Source organism: Endozoicomonas sp. ALC013 (assembly GCF_049310205.1).
Lineage (GTDB): Bacteria > Pseudomonadota > Gammaproteobacteria > Pseudomonadales > Endozoicomonadaceae > Endozoicomonas.
The window spans coordinates 1-17503 of sequence record NZ_JBLYNS010000063.1 but is presented as its reverse complement, the minus strand read 5'-3'; the positions used below and the strand labels follow the sequence as shown (position 1 = coordinate 17503).

Below are 17503 nucleotides of genomic sequence, written 5' to 3'. Positions count from 1 at the left end.
TGGCCAGCTACTTACCAATCGAAAGTTCGATGGGTATTTCTCTATGCTGATTATTGAACGTACTCAAACACCTTTACGACTCGTGAGACTCCGTAGGTATTGGCGGCAATCGATACGGCCTCCTGTGCCATTTTGGGAGTAATGAGTCCCATCAGATAAACCGTTCCCTGTTCTGTATTGATTTTGATTCTGTCAGCGACAACGGCTTCATTGGTCACCATTGAGGTTTTGATTTTGGTGGTTAACCAGCTGTCGTTACTTTGCACCAGGATATCGGCGTTCGGGCCAATTTCCAGCTCATTGTAGACTTGACGGACCTTTTCCACCCTCTGTGCAGTCTGACCAGCCAGCCTTTTCAGGTTTGCGTTGGGAACCTGGCCAATAAGCAAGACAGTACCGTTAAAGCTGATCACCTTGACTCTTGACCCTCTCAGGGCCGGATCTGCCTTGTTAATGTTCACAGCGGTGACGGTTTCAATGGTCTGGTCATCTACCCAGGACCCCCAGGTCCGTTTGCTGTTATCAATGTTGACAGGCTCTTCGTTAACGGAGTCAACCAGCGCGGCGCAACCACTTAACAAGGTCAGTAATCCGGTGAGCAGACAGGTGTAGAGCGCAATGCCGATAGGTTTCATGATGACCCTCATGCATAGTGAAAAATTAAGGTTTGCCAGGTTATTCAGCGGAAAACAGGAACTCATCAATCAGATCGCACAGGCAATGAATAACCAGGGTATGCACTTCCTGTATGCGCTGTGGGCTTATGTCGGGCACCCTGATTTCCACCTCTTCCGGGTGGAGCAGGCGCGCCATGTCGCCACCGTCTTTGCCGGTCAGGGCGATCACCTGAATGTTCCTGTCATGGGCGGCCTGTATGGCCTGAACCATATTGGGGCAGTTGCCGTGGGCTGAGATGGCCAGCAGTATGTCACCTTCGTGACCCAGTGCCCGTATCTGTTTAGAGAACACTTCATTGTAACTGGAATCGTTAGCGATGGAGCTCATGGTCAGGCTGTCTGCGCAAAGTGACAGGGCTGGCAGGGCAGGGCGTTCACGATCAAACCGGTTAAGCAGCTCAGAAACAAAGTGCTGGGCATCGCCGGCTGCGCCGCCATTGCCACAGGCCATGATTTTTCCCTCGTTCAGCAGAGATTGAACCATCAGCTCTGCGGCGTCGGCAATGAGCGGAGGGAGCGTATCGGCCGAGCGGATTTTGGCGTCGATGCTGTCGGAAAAGTGTTGCGTTATACGTTCATGCATGCCTGAAACCTTGAAATGAAAACCATCCGGTTTTCTTTCTTCTGAAGTCGCTCTTCTGAACAGCGATCAGAAGATTTCTCTGCTTCTAAGATCATTTCTTAAAAAGCACTTTTAATCCATTTTAAGCTGTTTTGCCCTGTGCCGTCATGATTGTCAATGGATATTGCATCAAATCGACAGATCCTGTGGCTGTGCTGGCGGTATTTTTGCAAATAAACGGCGGCGGTCTTGCGAATTTTCTGTTGCTTGGTTCGGTCAATTGAGCTGGCGGCATTACCGAATTGGACATGGCTTCGGGAGCGAACTTCGACAAAAACCAGGGTGGCATGGTCCAGCATAATCAAATCCACTTCACCGGCTTTGCAGGCAAAATTTCTATGCAAAAGGGTCAGTCCCTGCTGCTGCAAAAACAACAGGGCGCTTTTTTCTGCCTCGGCACCCTTTCTGCTACTAAGGTTGAGCTTCCAGGGCATAGAGGGCGGAAGTAGTGGTGGTTGCTGGTTTGGTCACTCTGTTTTTCACAGAGGTGACACGTTCCGGGGTTTTGGGCTTCACGATAGGGAGTGGCGTGAGTCGGCCATTCCTGAATATTTGCCACGAGAGTTCACGACGGACTTTTCCACTCGGAGCAATACTCAATGATCCGGTCATTCCCGGCAGTTGGCTGCCTTGCAGGTTTGCCAGTTGCTGGAGTCTTGGGTAGAGCCTGTAGGCATCGGCACCCAGCGCGTAAAGTGTGCCCAGTTGGCCTTTGGATTGTTGCCACAGGGTATTGATCTGTTGTTCCAGCGGGTCTGGTGTTCCGGGAATTAACCACGGCATGACAGGAACCCGAATCCCGTCCATATCCTGATCCTGACTGGTATTGGTAATGCCTGAAAATGCGCTGGATGTTGCATAGACCGGAACATTGCGCGCGTATTGATAGGCCAGGGCAGGTTTGATCTGTCTTGCTTCCTGGGGGCTGGCACCAATAAAGACCATGTCCACGTCCTGGCGTCGACGAGCCTGGAATCCCAGCTCTTCACCCAGAACACGGTTCAGCTGTCTGGCTCTCGCTTCGCTTTGATCGGTGTGCAACAGGCTGCCAGCCAGGGTACTGAACTGGGTTTGCGGGTCAAATTCGCCGGAGCCGACAACTTTACCGCCGAGCTCTGCCCATCGGGCCGTAAAAGTGGCGTTGATTTTCTTGCCCCACTCGGTGTTCGGCGTAATGATAATGGCCGTCATGTGTCCATCCAGTTTGCCTCGTTCAGCGGCCATAATGGCTTCATCTTCTGCCGAGAGCCCGAATTGGTAGAGACCCGCACGATACCCGGCCGGTGTTGCCGAGGTGCCATCAACGGACAGCGGGTCGGCTGCGTCCTCAATATAGTTCAGCGCCAGAACCGGGATACGGTTGGTAACATCACTGTTGATCGCTTTTACCCGGCTTTTACTCAGAGGGCCAATAATCAGCTGTGCTCCCTCCTCAATGGCCCGGGTGGCGAGATCGTTGATATCGGTGTCCTGGGTATTATAAAACTGAAGTTCCGGGAGAGGTTCTCCGGACCCCATGGCTTTATAGTGAGAGGCCAGCAGGCCGTCTCTAAGGGCTTCACCGACCTTGCTCAGCCTTCCGGACAGGGGCAATAGAAGAGCGATTTTGTCAGGACGCCTGGTTGAGCTGCTCTTCAGGGTTTCAAAGTCCCCGGGCAGATACTTGTGCGCCGGATGGGATGACCAGTCCCGCTTCCACTGTTCAAGTCCGGCCAGTTGCTGATCCAGGCTGCGACCGGTTTGATAGATTATGGCCAGGGCCAACCAACCTTTCAGTTTTTGTGACTTTTCCTGTTGATACAGGCTGTCGAGCCGCTCTGCCGGGACATGCAGGAGTGTCTGCCAGAAACTGTCGTAATGGGGTTCACGTTCTGCTTCTGTCAGGTAGGGGCCAGCCAGCAGCCACTCATCCAGGGAAGCCTGATATTCACCAAACCTGGCATAGGCCAGTGCTTTCAGAGTATGCGCCCGGGCATTAATGGCAGTGCTGTTACTGACAATAACCGCCTCGCGATCAAGCCACTCAAACACCGCCCAGTCCTGACTGTTGATCTGGGCAATTTGAGCCTGCTGAACCGCCAGTTCCGCCTGGATTGGCTTGGGCAGTTGCTGGTACGGCATTTGATCCAGAATCTGCTGTGTGCGGGTCGGTTCCTTACTCATCAGCTCTCTGGTGATGGCAAGCGTCCGGGTAGCTCGCTCCGGGTAACTGAGTCGCGCTGCCTCGGCCAGCTGCTGGTCGATGCTTTTGATCGATTTTGCGATTGGCACAAGTGGGCTTTTGGGCTGTGATGAGCAGGCAGTCATCAGTGCAGGAATCAGCGCAGCGATAGCAATGGCTGCCAGCTTTCGGGGCAGGCTGTTACTCAGAGCGGTTGTATAAGTCATCATTTGCAGTCGTGGGCCAGGGGGGCTTTATTAGTAGCTTCGATTGTACACAGGCCATGGAATCGACACTATAGGTTATGGCTATTGTTGGTTCGAATTTATTTAACGTGAGTTCGACGCTCAGAAAGCCATCGGTACACGTTCTGTTAGTGTAGAAACATCAATATGATGCTGTCAGCCCCTTTGGCTTCATGTTCTTTCTCACTTTCGTTACCAGATTTAAGCCTTTCTCTTTCAACCAAGCCACTAACTTTTCTGAAATATAATCCTTATACCCATAGAGCCAGCCGGTTAAATCTTCAATGAGATCTGGTACTGGCTTTCGGTTGTCTGTGTTAGCCGTAGTCAAACAGAAAGTGGGATATGGAACTCGAATTACCGGATGGCGTGATCCTCCACATGCGACGCTGATCATGTTTTTCCCGGAATCACAGGTACTGAATCTGGAGTAAGCGCCTGGAGCAAGGGCAGTTCTATTCTCATCCTGATCATGTCGCCAGGCAGTTACTCGCATTAACGGATCTTAAAATGATTATTGATGGCATTGATACCCGCTCAGTCCGTTACCACAAGCGTTATGTAAAATCTGATATATCGGCCAGCAAACATTCTGAATAGTGTCTACAGTCAAACGCTATGACTCTTTTGGAAAAAGCACCTGTGCCTGCCACTCAGCTTTCTCACCTGCAACAGCTCCAGGCGTTGTTGCATGAACAGAGATCTGTCGCTGAGTTCCTGAAACAGGAAAACGCATCTCTCAAACATCAGCTGGACTGGTTTAAACAACAGTTGTTTGATGAAAAGTCTGAAAAACGGTTGATCGACAATCCGAATCAATTTGCATTTGGCGAGATCCTCCAGGGCGTTGGATCTGAGCAGCCACCAGAAATGGAAACCATTACCTGCGAGCGCAGAAAAAAATATCGACCTGATGGCTGTGTCACTGACCAGGGGTTACGCTTCACAGAAGGCGTACCGGTTGAACTGATTCATATCCCTGCACCTGAAATGCAGGGTAAAAATGCCGACCAGTATGAAACCATTGATTACAAATACACTCACCGTCTGGCGCAGAGGCCAGGCAGTTACGTCATCCTGAAATACCAGCGAGATGTCGTTCGCCACAAGGCAGACCAAACCCTGAGCACGGCAGCAGCACCCTCCGGCCTGTTTGATCGTAGCTTTGCCGATGTAAGTTTTATTGCTGGCACGCTGGTTGAGAAATATCGTTACCATCTGCCTCACCTAAAAGAAATTGAAGGTGTGTTACTTACCAACTGCTTATGAGAGATAACATGGATATTCTTCGGACAGGTTTGAATACAATGTCAATGGGCGATCATATGCCTGTAAACTCTCCCCAAAGTGATAAGGGCTCAAATGCAGGCGAGGGTATATCTATTCCAGAGATGCAACAAAATGCGGAGTCGTCTTTTCTGAAGTCTCGCACAATTGTTAGCGTAAATTGTGAAAATAAAGTTGAACAGCCATTAAAAACGATGGCTGAAGGCAGCCGCAAAGAGGAAGATACTCTAGAGAGGGTACACTCACCCGCTTCATATTATTCGTTAGCCTCCTGTCCTTATCCATTTATCAAGGAGAATGCCATATCTGGATATTGTTTTGACATAGATGGTGTTCAGTATGAAAGCTTAGAGCAAGAAAAAGCTTTTCCCCTTTTAACTGAATCAGCGATCATTGGCGACATTCCTGAAAAGAATAAGACTTTGTATCAACAATGTTTTGAGTCCAGGATTGTACAAATATTGCAAAAAGGTGTTGCAGGTTGTATCTCATACAGGCAAACGGACAAAATACGTAATTGGTGGGGATCTGGTGAGGTAACTCTTGGAGCGAGTTGTCATATGCTAGCTAATTATTTGGCATTCGGGATAAATTATTACGACGATATCGATCGTACCCATGCACAATGGGAGGACTGGTATATGTCTTTGCCAGAGGCAAAAACACTCCCCTTCGACCCGGCAAGCCCCCTAAAGGGCGATATTGTCCAGTTTTGTGAAACCTCTGTTGATGGCGTTGTTAAACCAATACACTCTCAATTTTATCTCGGGAACTCGTTGTATATATCTGCATTTGGTTGTCTGTCAAATATAGCGATTCATAAGCTCGAGGAAAGTATCAGTAGATATAGTGAACAATTCAACACGATTCGCATTGTCAGAAGAGATAAAACAGAGATCGATCCAGTCCCTGAGTGGATTAACTGTCCTCAATCTGACTCATTTTTTCCTTTGATAGCCAGGTTTGTCGAAAGATAGAGTCATATATGGTCTGCCACGCATTGCAAGGAAATGTTTCACATATTCCCTGATCTGTCGTTCACTCAGGTTGTTATGCAGTGGTAGCAATTCCTCACGGGCCAGATAAATTTTACCCAGTTCCGTACGAAGTTCCGGGTAATCTACCCACCCTGTGGTTAAAGTCCTGTTCAAGCTGGAGCCTCTGTTGGCGTCTCGCAATAAGCCTCTATATCGTTCCAGTATTGCTTTTCTATCCAGTCACGGGCGGCTCGCTCCCTGTTATTGGCAGGAATCAGTTTTGCCTGAGGCCGACAGGCATGGAACCAGCACAGAGAGTGTTCAAATAGCGTGTCGAACTGACGGTTATTAATCTGTGATCACAATGCATACCCAGCGGGGCCGGTGGTTAATCATGTCCCGGATGGCTCCCGGAGGGGGATCGATCAGGTTAAGTGGTATCAATTGTCAGGTTTGCTTACTTCTTCGTCACTCAAGTTTTGGTAATGACAAAGTAAGATACTCCAAATGCCCAACCATTGTTGGGTTGTGACAGCTATTCAGGGAAGACAATATGGGTGTTGCTATCAGTGAAGGTTATGTGCAGTTTTCCGGTCGTGATGCTGCATCCTGTATCTACAATACCGGCAAGGGATTGGGCAGGCTTAAAGGATTTGCCTATTGGCTGTTTCGCTGGAAAGTGACGGTGCCGGAATCCGATTTGGTCCAGCAAATCTGGGATTTGCGTGATGCCAGATTTATCAAGTCTTACCTGGACAGCAGGCGCGTAACATTGGTGGGTGAAAACCACTTCAATACCTTGCCAAAGCAACAGTATCACAATAGCTGTGCGGCAAGGTGCCTGCAGCAAGCAGCTTATGAGCTTGGTATAAATCAAATACCCAACAATAGACTCTATCAATTTAATGGTCAGTCCATTCTGGACAGAAGTGCTGAGGCGGCGATTTATGCAATTACCGGCAGGCTTGTCAGTGGTAATGGGGAGTTGCAGCCTGATCTTCTTGGAGACCTGAATAACGGCCCTGCTTCTGGTCCGGTGGGTATCAGGAATGCTACCAGACTGCTTGGGCTTGATAGTCGCTTATATTGCTCATCATGGCTTACCGAGTGGTATTTCGGGCAGAGAGATCCTGTAAGCTGGAGAGAAATTAAAAAATATTGTCCGGTGCATCGCACTTCACCGCCGAGGTTGTGCCGGAATGAGCGGCTGCTTGTACATGTTTGCAATTACTCAATGCTCGGTCTGGATGATCATGGTCTCAAAGTCAGGCGGGATCACTATATTATGCAGCGGCCAGATGGCAGTTGTTATAATCCGGACACAGGAATCAACTACCCTTCCGTGAAAGCCTACGCCAGGCGAACGGGAATAAGGCCCAGTGGTGTTTATATGCTGGTCAGCGATAAAGATTCCTATGCAACACTGCCTACCCTTAAAAGCAGGGCAGGTAATGTTGGAACAGGCAGGGGGACTTTTGCTGCTGGTGGTTAAAACTAAACGCTTCTAATACCTCCTTGTTATCCGGGCAGGAATTTTCGACTCTCCTGCACTCAATCCCAGCTGAGAACAAAAAATATTTCTTTCGCGCCACCAGCCTCCCCGTTCATATTCCCTGACCACCGCATCCGGAGTGACCGGCTGGCCATTCAACAGCAGATTTCTCAGGCAACATGCCTCTTTGAAGCGTGCCAGTTCCAGTGTTGCCCCGACTGACTGATAATTCTTAACCACTTCATCCGGAGTGATCGTCTGGCCATTCAAGGGCAGATGTCTCAGGCAACATTCTGCCTTGAAGCGTGCCTCCTCCAATGTGGCCCTGACGGCCCGGAAACCCTTAACCACCGCATCCGGAGTGACCGGCTGGCCATTCAGCGGCAGCCTCCTCAGGCAACATTCTGCTTTGAAGCGCGCTATCCCCAGGGGTGCCTTGGCGGCTTGAAAACACTTAACCACCAAATCCGGAGTGACAGGCTGGCCATACATTGTCATCCTCCGCAGGCAGCATTCCGCTATGAAGCGCGCCAGCGGCAGTGCTGCCCCGGTTGCCTGATAACCCTTAACCACCGCATCCGGTGTGACCTGTTGACCATGCAACGGCAGTCTTCTGAGGCAACATTGATCCAGAAAGCGCGCTATCGCTAATTTGTACTTATGATTTCGGTCTGGCATCCGGGTGAATTCCTGAATGACCTGATCCGGAGTAATCTTTCTTCTGTTACATCGCATGTTCCGTAAGCAGAGCTTTTGCAGGAAGAAGCCGCTTCTAAGAGAACTGGTGTCCATTCCATAAACGGTAAGTACATCAGCCGGGGTTATTTTACGTTTTTGTAATGGTTTTTTTTCCCAAAAGGCATCCTCAACATCTTTGCCATCCGGGGGAACGGTGGCACCTCCATAATACTGATGGCTGGTGACTCTTTTACCGTTAAAGGTACTTTCGAAGCGGTCAGGAAACCGGCTTGAACCGGCTTGTTGATCAACCCGGCTGGCAGGCCCCGGGTGATAGTAAGCTGAGGCTGTTGCTTGCAAAATAATCCCCTGACTACAAATAACGACATTTGACCTCAATATAACTGTCAGGTTCCATTTATTTTGTGCTGGGGAAGGGCATCAAACATACCACTCTTTGCTACAACAAAAAGTGGTTAATGAGCGGTAGTCTATTTCTTTAAGTATCATTATCGATATTTTAACTGGCGTTACTTTCATGAAATCATGAAATACTTAAAGTTAACTGAGATTTTGCAGACAATGGCAGATGAGAATAAAAAAAATCTCGATCGTGCAACCAGCCTCCCCGTTCATATTCCTTAACCACCTCATTTGGTGTGACCAGCTGGCCATTCAACGGCAGACCCCTCAGACAAAATTCCGCCTTGAAGTGTGCCAGCTCCCGGGTTGCCCTGACGGCCCGGTAACCCTTAACCACCTCATCCGGTGTGACCAGTTGGCCATTCAACGGGAGTTGCCTCAGGAAACAGGCCGTTTTGAAGCGCGCTATCCCCAGTTTACCTTCCAGACTATTCGGGAATTGCTTGTCCAGCTCATTCGGTGTGAACTGCTGGCCACTCAACGGCAGGCCTTTCAGGTAACATGCCGCTCTGAAGTACGATAACTCCAATTTGGCCTGAAGTGCCTGATAGTGCTTAATCACTGTATCCGGTGCAACCTGCTGGCCACCCAACGGTAAGCCCCTCAGGCAGCATTCCGCTTTGAAATACGCCATTCTCAGTTTGCCATCCGGACTCACCGGGAAACCCTTGACCACCTCATCCGGTGTGACCTCCTGGCCATTCAACAACAGCCCCCTCAGGCAACATTCCGCTTTGAAACGTGCCAGCTCCAGTGTCGACCTGGCGGTCTGAAAATCCTTAACCACCTCATCCGGCATGACCTGCTGGCCATTCAACGCCAGGCCATTCAGGCAACATTGCTCTTTAAAGTGCATCGCCCCCAGTTTGCCTTCCGGACATTCCGGGAAATCCTTCATCACCTCATCCGGTGCAACTTTATGGCCATTCAACAGCTGGCCCCTCAGGCAACACTCTGCTTTGAAGCGTGCCAGTTCCAGTGGGGCCCTGGCGGCCTGATAATCCTTAACCACTGAATCCGGTTTGACCTGCTGACCATTCAACGCCAGGCCCAAAAGGCAACATTGTCCCTTAAAGCTGGCCAGTTCCAGTATTAATTTGGCGGCCTGAAAATCCTTAACCACCGTATCCGGTATGACTGGCTGGCCATTCAATGGCAGGTTTTTCAGGCAACATTCGGCTTTGAAGCGCACTAATTCCAGTGTTGCCCTGATTTCCTGAAAGTCCCTGACCACCTCATCCGGTGTGACCTGCTGGCCATGCAACAGCAGGCCCCTCAGGCAACATGCCTCTTTGAAGCGTGCTTTGCCCAGTTTGCCTGCCGGGCTGTCCGGGAACTCCTTGTCCACCTCATCCGGTGTGACATGATGGCCATGCAACGGCAGACCTTTCAGACAACATTCTGCTTTGAAGCGCACCAGCTCCAGAGTTGCCCTGGCTGCCCGAAAATCCTTAACCACCGCATCCGGTGTGACATGCTGACCATTCAACGTCAGGCCCCTGAAACAACAATCCTCTTTGAAGCGTGCCTGGTCCAGTGTCGTATTGGCTTCCTGAAAATCCCTGGCTATTGCCCCCGATGCAAGCTGCTGGCCATTTAAAGACAAGCCCTTCAGGTAACATTCAGCTTTGAAACGTGCCAGCTCCAGTACTGCCCCGGCGGTCTCATAATCCGTAATCACCTCGTCCGGTGTGACCTGCTGGCCATTCAACGGCAGGCCTTTCAGGTAACATGTCTCTTTGAAGCGCGCCAGCTCCAGTGTCGCATTGATGGCCAGATAACCCCTGGCCACTGTATCCGGCGTGACTTGCTGGTCATCCAACGCCAGCCCTCTCAGGTAATATTTCTCGTTGAAGCGCGCTACCCCCAGTCTGCCTTCCGGACTATTCGGGAAACCCTTAACCACCTCATCCGGTGTGACTTCCCTGCCATTTAACGGCAGGTGGTTCAGGCAACATTCCTGCTTGAAACGGGCTAACTCCAGTGTGGCATTGGCCGCCTGATAACCTTCAACCACCGCTTCCGGTGTGACCTTCTGGTTATTCAACAACAGACCTCTATGGCAGCATTCCGCTTTGAAGCGTGCTATCGCCAATGCCTGCTTGTTGCTTTGAACTGGTTCCCGGTTGAGTTCTTGCATGACCTGGTCTGCGGTAATCTTTTTATTGCCATGTAGAATGTTCTTCAAGCAAAGTTTTTGCAGGAAGAGGCCAGGCCTTAGAGAGCTCTTGTCATATTTATAATAAGCTTGAAGCACCACCGCCGAGGTCACATGACGCCCGTTTAATGGTTTTCTTTTCCAAAAGGCGTCCTCAATCCATTTGCCTTCATCCGGGGCAGTGGTTTTCCCTCTGTTAGACTGAAGATTTGATATTCTTTTACCGATAAATGTGCTGCCGGAGGGGGCAGGAATCCCGTTGGAACCGGTTTGTCGACCAACCCGTAAAACAGGCTTTGGGTGAGAGTAGGTTAATGCTGTCGCTTTCAAGATAAACCCTGCACACTTGGCTATAAACACCGCCTTTCGACCTCAATATGATTATTTGGTTCCATTTATGGTGTTGTGGGGAGAGGGGTAAACATCCCTCTATATCCAAAAAGTTGCTGCTGAAGATCATCAAGCAAGCGGCCAATATTCTTTTCTTCGTTCAGCGTAATGATAACAACGCTCATCGGCATATCAGTCATGTGAATGTCCTGTTCACTCATGTGTTTATCGATATGCGTAGATTACCCATGGACGTGTAAAAAAAGGGTGAAAGGAATTGGAAAATATTCAAGAAAAACCGATTTCGGCCAGACAGCCGCGTCCCGCATGGTTGGCAAGGGTAAACGTCCAGCCATAACGACGGGCCAGATCATCGACAATCAACAGGCCAAGCCCGTGCCCGTTTTTACGAGGAATGTCGCCCAGTCCGGGGCCGTCATCTATCACCTGTACACCCTCCCTGCTGACCTGAATGGTGATTTCCCCATCAGGTGTTATGGCTACCGCGTTACGAATCAGATTACCCAGCACCATATTCAAGACAGCAGGTGTCGCGCGAATTTCCGGTTCGTCAGTAAAGGTAAGGACAGTACGCAGCTGTTTACCTCTGGCAGCCGAAGCATTGACTGCGATAATGGCCTCTATCTCCGTTTTGGTCACTGTACGCAACGGCGCATCATCCATATTGCGCTCGTAACGCACCATAGCCAGCAGCGCATCAACCATGGTACCCATCTGCTCGATAGCATCGGTGATGCGCGTTACCTGTCGTTCCTGAAATGCTGTTTTCTCGCCACGGGACAGCAGTTTCGCTGCCCCCTTGGCAACAGTCAGCGGTGTCCGCAGTTCATGGCTGGCATAGCAGGCAAAGGCCTGCTCCCGCTTCAGGGTCTGGTGCAGATCAAGACGGTACTGATTCAGATGGCGCGTTAACGTTTTGAACTCATCAGCAGCCAGGCGGGAGACGGTAAACTCGGCGTTGGAATCACCGGTCTGCCTTTCCAGCTGTTCGGCAATGGCATTCAGTGGCGCGATCAGGTTTTTGGAGAGCCGGTAGAGCAAAATACCAAACAGAGCCATTAGCAAAAAGACCAGACAGATAACGATCGAACTGATAGAGATGATTTCCCACTTGCCCAACTCAACGCTGTCAACTTTTGATACCAGCACCAGATCGTGCTTGCCGTCTTGATCGGAGTAACTGCCTTTGTAAAGCAGATCGCCGCCAGCACCATTAAGCGCAGCGACCTCTCTCAAGTGATGCCTTTCGTTACGAAGTACTACCTGATAAACCTGCGGCAACAGAGACATATCGTTGTATGCCACGGTCTGGACATCGAGCGTGATTTTGCCACTTTCCCCCGTCTGAAAGCGTGCAATCGCTTCATCACGATCAATCAGCATGCGCCGTTCACTCACCCGATCCTCCGACCAGCGCAACGCCCAGTGCACCATGCTGAAAGTGCCGATACCGACAAAAATCGAGATGGCAGCAAAAAAAGCGGCCAGACGACCGGTCATGGTTTTGGTGCTGACCAGATAACGAATGGGCATCACACTTCCTCTAACCGGTAGCCGACCTTGGGAATGGTCACTAACATCGGCGTGGCAAAGGGTTTGTCCAACTGGCTGCGCAGTTGATAGATATGGCTTCTCATAACATCACTGCCGGGTTCGTCATCATCGTCCCAGAGTTTTCGGGCTATCTCCTGGCGGGTAACAACTTCTGGTGCCTGCTGGCAGAGAAGCTCCAGTATCGTGTAGGTGGTGGGGTTCAACGTCAGTAACTGACCATTGCGATAGGCTTGCCGCGTCTTCTGATCGATATGCAACGATTTGAAGGTAATCGTGGAGGACGCGGTTTTGCCGTGGTAACGGCGGATCAGCGCATTCATGCGCGCCTCCAGAATCTCAAGATCAAAGGGCTTGGTCAGGTAATCATCCGCCCCGTGCCTGAAGCCGTTTAGCATATCCTCCCGATTATCCAGCGCGGTCAGCATCAATACCGGCGTACTGTTGCCCGCATCGCGCAGTTTGTTGCAGACAGTAAGGCCATCCATCCGGGGCAACATAAGATCAAGCAGGATCAGATCAAACTTCTCGGCCATCGCCAGCTGCAAACCCTGCTCGCCATTATCGGCATAGTCCAGCTCAACACCCAGGCTCTCAAAGTAATCAAAAATAACACCTGCCACTTCACGGTTATCTTCAATCAGCAGTATTCTTTCCACTGGCCGCTCCACAATAAAAACCAGAATAAAAAAAGGGACTCAACTATTGAGTCCCCGCATAAAGATCAACGATCAGGCCTTACCAAACTGCCGCTGTTTAACCAGCAGGTAGAGGGAAGGAATCACAGTCAATGTTACCATCATCGAGATCACGCAGCCCCAGCCAACGACCAGCGCCATGGGCGACATGTAGTTATCGTAGCCGCCGAGGCCATAGGCCAGGGGGGTCAGACCGGCAACAGTGGTCACCGTTGTCAGCAAAATAGGACGTACACGGCTCTGGGTACCCTTGATGACAAACTCCACCATATTCGCCCTGGTGCATGCCTGCTCGGTCTCCATCAGGTGCCATACCAGCACCAGGCTGTTGTTTACCATAATACCGATCAGGGCGATCATACCGATAATGGCGAAGAAGCTCAGTACCTGACCATGGATGAACAGGATAAACAGTGCACCGCAGATACCCAAAGGAATAACAGACAGTACGATCAATGTTTCGAAGACACGGTCAAACAGCAGCAACAGCAGTAGCAGGATGCCAAACAGGGCAAAACCGATAGCAACAGAAAATCCTCGCTCCGCCTCCAGAGTTTCCAGAATCTGGCCGGTAACGATAATACTCGCACCCTGATAATCGGTGCTCATGTTAGCGGTAGCGAACCGGGTCTGCACCTGATCAAAGACCGCCACCGGATCGGTTATGGTGGTATCCAGACCCGCCGAAACCCGAATTACCCGCTTGCCGTTGTAATGGTCGATACCAGCCAGAGCATCGGTAAATTCCCAGCGTACCAGCTTGCGCAAAGGTATCAGCTGGTTATTCTTGCCGCGCACCAGCAATTCATCCAGCTCGGTCAACAGTCGATCATTGTCGTCAAGCGCCACACGAAAGTGAACCTCTTCCTCACCGTTGAAGACCCGCGTCACGCGCTGGCCATCAATAGCGTACTTGATAATATCTCCGACCTGCGTAGCGCTGATACCGTAATAGTTGAGCCAGTCGTACTGCAACACTGCCTGCGCCTGTGGTGATGGTGCATTGAGATCTCGCCGTACCCGATGACTGCCGGGTATCTCCTGCAAAAATGCCACTAGGCCATTGGCCAGCTTCTCGCGGCCTTCGTCACTGCCGCCGACAACCCGCAGGTCTACCGGACGACCAGCTGGCGGACCACCGCCATCGACATCAAACTCGATCTGGGCAAGGCCGGTAATACTCTCGGCCTGCTTCTCCCAGTCGGCAACGATCTGCTCGGCACTGCGATCGCGCTGGTTGGCCGGTACCAGGGAGACACCCCAGGTGCTGGCCGGTGTTCCGACCTGACCGTACCAGGCCGCCACTTCCGGGGTATTCTTGATAATCTTTTCCAGTGCCCGGGTCTCTTTCCAGACTTCATCCAGGGAAAGTTCAGTATCCGCTTCCGCTTCCATCTCGATAATGTAAGCACCATCGACCGGGAAGAACAGATAGGTCAAACTCTGGTACGAAACCACCCCCAGACCAATAATGGTGGCCACCATAACCGGCAGGAAAACAGCACGCTTGCGAATCAGGCTGGCAACGATGGTATTCAGCCACTTAAGCTGTCTGGATCCCTCTTTGGCAACCGCCTCTCCCTGCTTGAACACGCCTTTCAGGTGTGCCGGAATAAACAACAGTGCATCAATAAACGAGAAACAGAGGGCGATAATGACGGTGAGCGGAATCACATACATCATCTTGCCACTGTTACCGGGCAGGAACAGCAGCGGCACAAAGGCAATCATGGTGGAAAGCACGCTGGCCAGCACCGCTGGAAAAACGCTTTTTATACCTTCGGTGACGGCACGTTCCAGCTCGTAGCCCTCTTCCACCAGTGCCACTATACGATCACTGACCACGACCGCGTCATCGACAATAATGCCGATAATCAGGATCAGTGCAGACAGGGTAAAGACATCGAGAATCTGACCAAAGGCCGGCAACACTGCCAGGGTACCGAAAATACAGACCGGGATAGATATTGCCACCCACAGGGCGATCCGCTTTCTCAGGAACAGTGCCAGAGTTACCAGCACCAGACCGAGGCCAATCAGACCATTACTCTGTACAATCGAGGCTTTCTCCTGAATCTCGTTAGAGAGATCAAAGCCGACACCCAGCGTATAGTTCTTGCCCAGCAGCTCCTGCTCTTTCGCCAGCAGATTGCGGACGTTTTCAGCCGTACTCAGTACATCGCCACTCTCATTGGTGCGCAGGTCGAAAACAATACTCTTGTTGCCATTGATCGAACCGTAGACTTCGCCCTTGGCAAAACTCTCCCGAATATCTCCGGCAACATCCTTGAGCTTCAGACGAGGGGCAAAACCGATCATCATCTCCCGCAACTGTTCGACACTTTTCAGCTCGGCAGCGGTAATCAGCTCAGGGCTGTTTTTCAGCTGATCCAGACGACCACCGCTGATCAGTGCATTACGCTGGGCAACCAGTGCGGCCACTTCATCGACGGTCAGACCGTAGCGCTTCAGGGATATGGGTTCCAGGGCGATCAGAAACTCGGGATCACGAAGGTCTGTGGTATGAATATCACCGATACCTTCAATTTGCCGTATTTTTAGCTCCAGATCCCTGGCCTGCTTTCGCAACTCACTGTACGACACCGCATCGGAACCGGCGATACCGACCACCATAAAGTCCAGGCTATAGGACTTTGTCGCAGAAAAGGTCGGCCCATCGGTGACACCGGCGGGCAGCCCAGAGACCTTGGTCAGTGCATCACGAATATCCTGATAGGTCGCATTTGGATCGGAGACATCGCTCTCCAGAGTCACCCGGATACTGGAGCTACCGTTCTCAGACGTGGAGGTAAATTCCTTGATGCTGGATATCGACAGTAACTCTTTCTCGATCTTGCTGGTGATATTGCTCTCGATATCCAGTGCCGTGGCACCGGGATAACTTGTGGTGATATTGCCGCTCATCATGTCGTAACGGGGCTTTTCTGCCATCGGCAGGCCAATGGCGATAAACACCCCGGTAGCGATGATCAGAAAGGTCAGCGCCTTGGCAGCAAACTTGCGCAGTGATAACAGTTCCAGCAATGTGTTCATCGTGCTTCCCCAGTGGTTGTGCGACCAGTGACGTCCAGATAAACACGTGACTCCATACCGGCACTCAGTTTGCCGGCACCGTTATTGACGGTGACCTCCACCAGAAATCCGGGGGCATCTGCCTGAATAGCAGGAGAGAGTACAGTCACATGACCGGTCAATGACTGCCCGATGGATGGCACAACCACCTTCAGCTGGTCGCCTTTTTTCAGGCGAGTAAAGTCCGCTTCCAGAAGATGAAAGCGTGCTTTGAGCTGCTGGGTATCAACGATGGTATAGAGAGGGTCACCGACAGAGATAAACTGCCCAAGCTCGACAGTACGCTCAACAATCACTCCGGAAAACGGTGCCTTGGGAGCAGACTTGTTGAGGGTTTCCCGGGCAATGTCGTATCGGACATTGCTGGCATTACGCTGTGCCTGGCTGATATTAGTCAACCGTGTCTGGTTATCCAGATCACTGGCGGAGATACCTTTGGTCTTGTACATGGACTGAAAACGTGCCAACTGTTTCTGCTGGGTTGCCAGCTCACTTTTGCTCACATCCAGCTCATATCTGGCCAGATTGAGATTGAGTGTGTAATCTCTGGCGGAGATGGCTAACAGAGCGTTGCCCTTTTTGACCGGATCCCCATTTTCAAAGTTGTAGGCATCGACAACACCGGACACCTGGCTACGGACCACAACCAACTTTTCGGGCAACAGTGGTGCAACGCTGTACTGACCGGGATCGAATTCATTTGCGCGTAGCAATGACGAAAATAAAAGACATGTAAGTAATACAATTTTTCTCATGATAGTGATCAGACTCCAAATTTTAAATCTCGTTAAAGCAGTGTCTCTTTTTTCCGTTTTGACCCGGTTGGTGATCGTATGCCAGGTAGCGTGAAAAAAATGTTGGTTATGTGAAAATCGTCTATATTCAATCTGCATTGCTGACCGGTAAAAGACTGGAAAGATAATATAAAAGCGCACTTTGTCCTTGAGCTGGATAAGAAAGAGCTGAGCCAAGGGGGGTAATACGGGCAAGGGGGATGAACTGTTTCATATGGTTCAGAAGCAACCCAAAACAGTGTGCTGCTTAGCAAAATCGTCGTAAACCCTCGCCCAATGCGGGCGGGGATATAAGA

14 protein-coding genes and 1 pseudogene are annotated in these 17503 nt (G+C 50.8%); 3 read left to right on the top strand and 12 right to left on the bottom strand.

The features are described 5' to 3' along the window. Positions 1–50: 50 nt before the first annotated feature. The 5 genes and pseudogenes from ACO6V1_RS12925 to ACO6V1_RS12905 form a co-directional block, all read right to left on the bottom strand. On the bottom strand, positions 51–635 hold the full coding sequence (locus ACO6V1_RS12925; RefSeq protein ID WP_422467101.1) for a BON domain-containing protein: 585 nt from the start codon (positions 633–635) through the stop codon (positions 51–53). Positions 636–675: 40 nt separating this feature from the next. After that, positions 676–1260: a phosphoheptose isomerase gene (locus ACO6V1_RS12920; RefSeq protein WP_422450907.1), complete on the bottom strand. Its 585-nt coding sequence runs from the start codon at positions 1258–1260 to the stop codon at positions 676–678. 98 nt (positions 1261–1358) lie between these two features. Beyond that, a complete protein-coding gene (locus ACO6V1_RS12915) occupies positions 1359–1733 on the bottom strand; it encodes a YraN family protein (protein WP_209201170.1) in 375 nt (124 codons plus the stop codon). Continuing rightward, positions 1711–3690: a penicillin-binding protein activator gene (locus ACO6V1_RS12910; RefSeq protein WP_422450909.1), complete on the bottom strand. Its 1980-nt coding sequence runs from the start codon at positions 3688–3690 to the stop codon at positions 1711–1713. The genes ACO6V1_RS12915 and ACO6V1_RS12910 overlap by 23 nt, the downstream gene beginning before the upstream one ends. 166 nt (positions 3691–3856) lie before the next feature. Next, a pseudogene (locus ACO6V1_RS12905) lies at positions 3857–4045 on the bottom strand (transposase); the annotation flags it as partial. 278 nt (positions 4046–4323) lie between these two features. Between ACO6V1_RS12905 and ACO6V1_RS12900 the strand changes: the two are divergent. The 3 genes from ACO6V1_RS12900 to ACO6V1_RS12890 all read left to right on the top strand — a co-directional run bounded on the left by ACO6V1_RS12900 (position 4324) and on the right by ACO6V1_RS12890 (position 7461). Next, positions 4324–4974: a hypothetical protein gene (locus ACO6V1_RS12900; protein ID WP_422450911.1), complete on the top strand. Its 651-nt coding sequence runs from the start codon at positions 4324–4326 to the stop codon at positions 4972–4974. Between the two features lie 8 nt (positions 4975–4982). Further along, positions 4983–5969, top strand: a complete 987-nt coding sequence (locus tag ACO6V1_RS12895; RefSeq protein WP_422461191.1) for a hypothetical protein — start codon at positions 4983–4985, stop codon at positions 5967–5969. A gap of 553 nt (positions 5970–6522) precedes the next feature. After that, positions 6523–7461: a hypothetical protein gene (locus ACO6V1_RS12890; RefSeq protein ID WP_422450914.1), complete on the top strand. Its 939-nt coding sequence runs from the start codon at positions 6523–6525 to the stop codon at positions 7459–7461. Between the two features lie 12 nt (positions 7462–7473). Here the strand turns inward: ACO6V1_RS12890 and ACO6V1_RS12885 are convergent, their stop codons facing one another. The 7 genes from ACO6V1_RS12885 to ACO6V1_RS12855 form a co-directional block, all read right to left on the bottom strand. Next, on the bottom strand, positions 7474–8499 hold the full coding sequence (locus tag ACO6V1_RS12885) for a hypothetical protein (protein WP_422450915.1): 1026 nt from the start codon (positions 8497–8499) through the stop codon (positions 7474–7476). A gap of 184 nt (positions 8500–8683) precedes the next feature. After that, positions 8684–11050, bottom strand: coding sequence for a hypothetical protein (locus tag ACO6V1_RS12880; protein ID WP_422467099.1), 2367 nt, complete (start codon positions 11048–11050; stop codon positions 8684–8686). A 65-nt stretch (positions 11051–11115) separates the two neighbouring features. Then, positions 11116–11250 (bottom strand): hypothetical protein, encoded by a 135-nt coding sequence (locus ACO6V1_RS12875; protein ID WP_422450918.1) that lies wholly within the window; start codon positions 11248–11250, stop codon positions 11116–11118. Between the two features lie 88 nt (positions 11251–11338). Then, on the bottom strand, positions 11339–12604 hold the full coding sequence (locus ACO6V1_RS12870) for a histidine kinase dimerization/phospho-acceptor domain-containing protein (protein ID WP_422467097.1): 1266 nt from the start codon (positions 12602–12604) through the stop codon (positions 11339–11341). Further along, entirely contained in the window at positions 12604–13281 is a 678-nt protein-coding gene (locus ACO6V1_RS12865) for a response regulator transcription factor (RefSeq protein ID WP_422467095.1), read from the bottom strand. The genes ACO6V1_RS12870 and ACO6V1_RS12865 overlap by 1 nt, the downstream gene beginning before the upstream one ends. A 72-nt stretch (positions 13282–13353) precedes the next feature. Then, entirely contained in the window at positions 13354–16374 is a 3021-nt protein-coding gene (locus ACO6V1_RS12860) for an efflux RND transporter permease subunit (RefSeq protein ID WP_422463957.1), read from the bottom strand. Beyond that, entirely contained in the window at positions 16371–17126 is a 756-nt protein-coding gene (locus tag ACO6V1_RS12855; protein WP_422467093.1) for an efflux RND transporter periplasmic adaptor subunit, read from the bottom strand. Before ACO6V1_RS12855 ends, ACO6V1_RS12860 begins: the two co-directional genes overlap by 4 nt. Positions 17127–17503: the final 377 nt, after the last annotated feature.

What these genes read in the sequence shown, in the direction of transcription:
- ACO6V1_RS12870 (WP_422467097.1), bottom strand. Translation starts at nt 12,604, where the DNA reads ATGCCCATTCGTTATCTGGTCAGCACCAAAACCATGACCGGTCGTCTG.
- ACO6V1_RS12915 (WP_209201170.1), bottom strand. Translation starts at nt 1,733, where the DNA reads ATGCCCTGGAAGCTCAACCTTAGTAGCAGAAAGGGTGCCGAGGCAGAA.
- ACO6V1_RS12875 (WP_422450918.1), bottom strand. Translation starts at nt 11,250, where the DNA reads ATGACTGATATGCCGATGAGCGTTGTTATCATTACGCTGAACGAAGAA.
- ACO6V1_RS12860 (WP_422463957.1), bottom strand. Translation starts at nt 16,374, where the DNA reads ATGAACACATTGCTGGAACTGTTATCACTGCGCAAGTTTGCTGCCAAG.
- ACO6V1_RS12925 (WP_422467101.1), bottom strand. Translation starts at nt 635, where the DNA reads ATGAAACCTATCGGCATTGCGCTCTACACCTGTCTGCTCACCGGATTA.
- ACO6V1_RS12895 (WP_422461191.1), top strand. Translation starts at nt 4,983, where the DNA reads ATGGATATTCTTCGGACAGGTTTGAATACAATGTCAATGGGCGATCAT.
- ACO6V1_RS12910 (WP_422450909.1), bottom strand. Translation starts at nt 3,690, where the DNA reads ATGATGACTTATACAACCGCTCTGAGTAACAGCCTGCCCCGAAAGCTG.
- ACO6V1_RS12900 (WP_422450911.1), top strand. Translation starts at nt 4,324, where the DNA reads ATGACTCTTTTGGAAAAAGCACCTGTGCCTGCCACTCAGCTTTCTCAC.
- ACO6V1_RS12890 (WP_422450914.1), top strand. Translation starts at nt 6,523, where the DNA reads ATGGGTGTTGCTATCAGTGAAGGTTATGTGCAGTTTTCCGGTCGTGAT.
- ACO6V1_RS12920 (WP_422450907.1), bottom strand. Translation starts at nt 1,260, where the DNA reads ATGCATGAACGTATAACGCAACACTTTTCCGACAGCATCGACGCCAAA.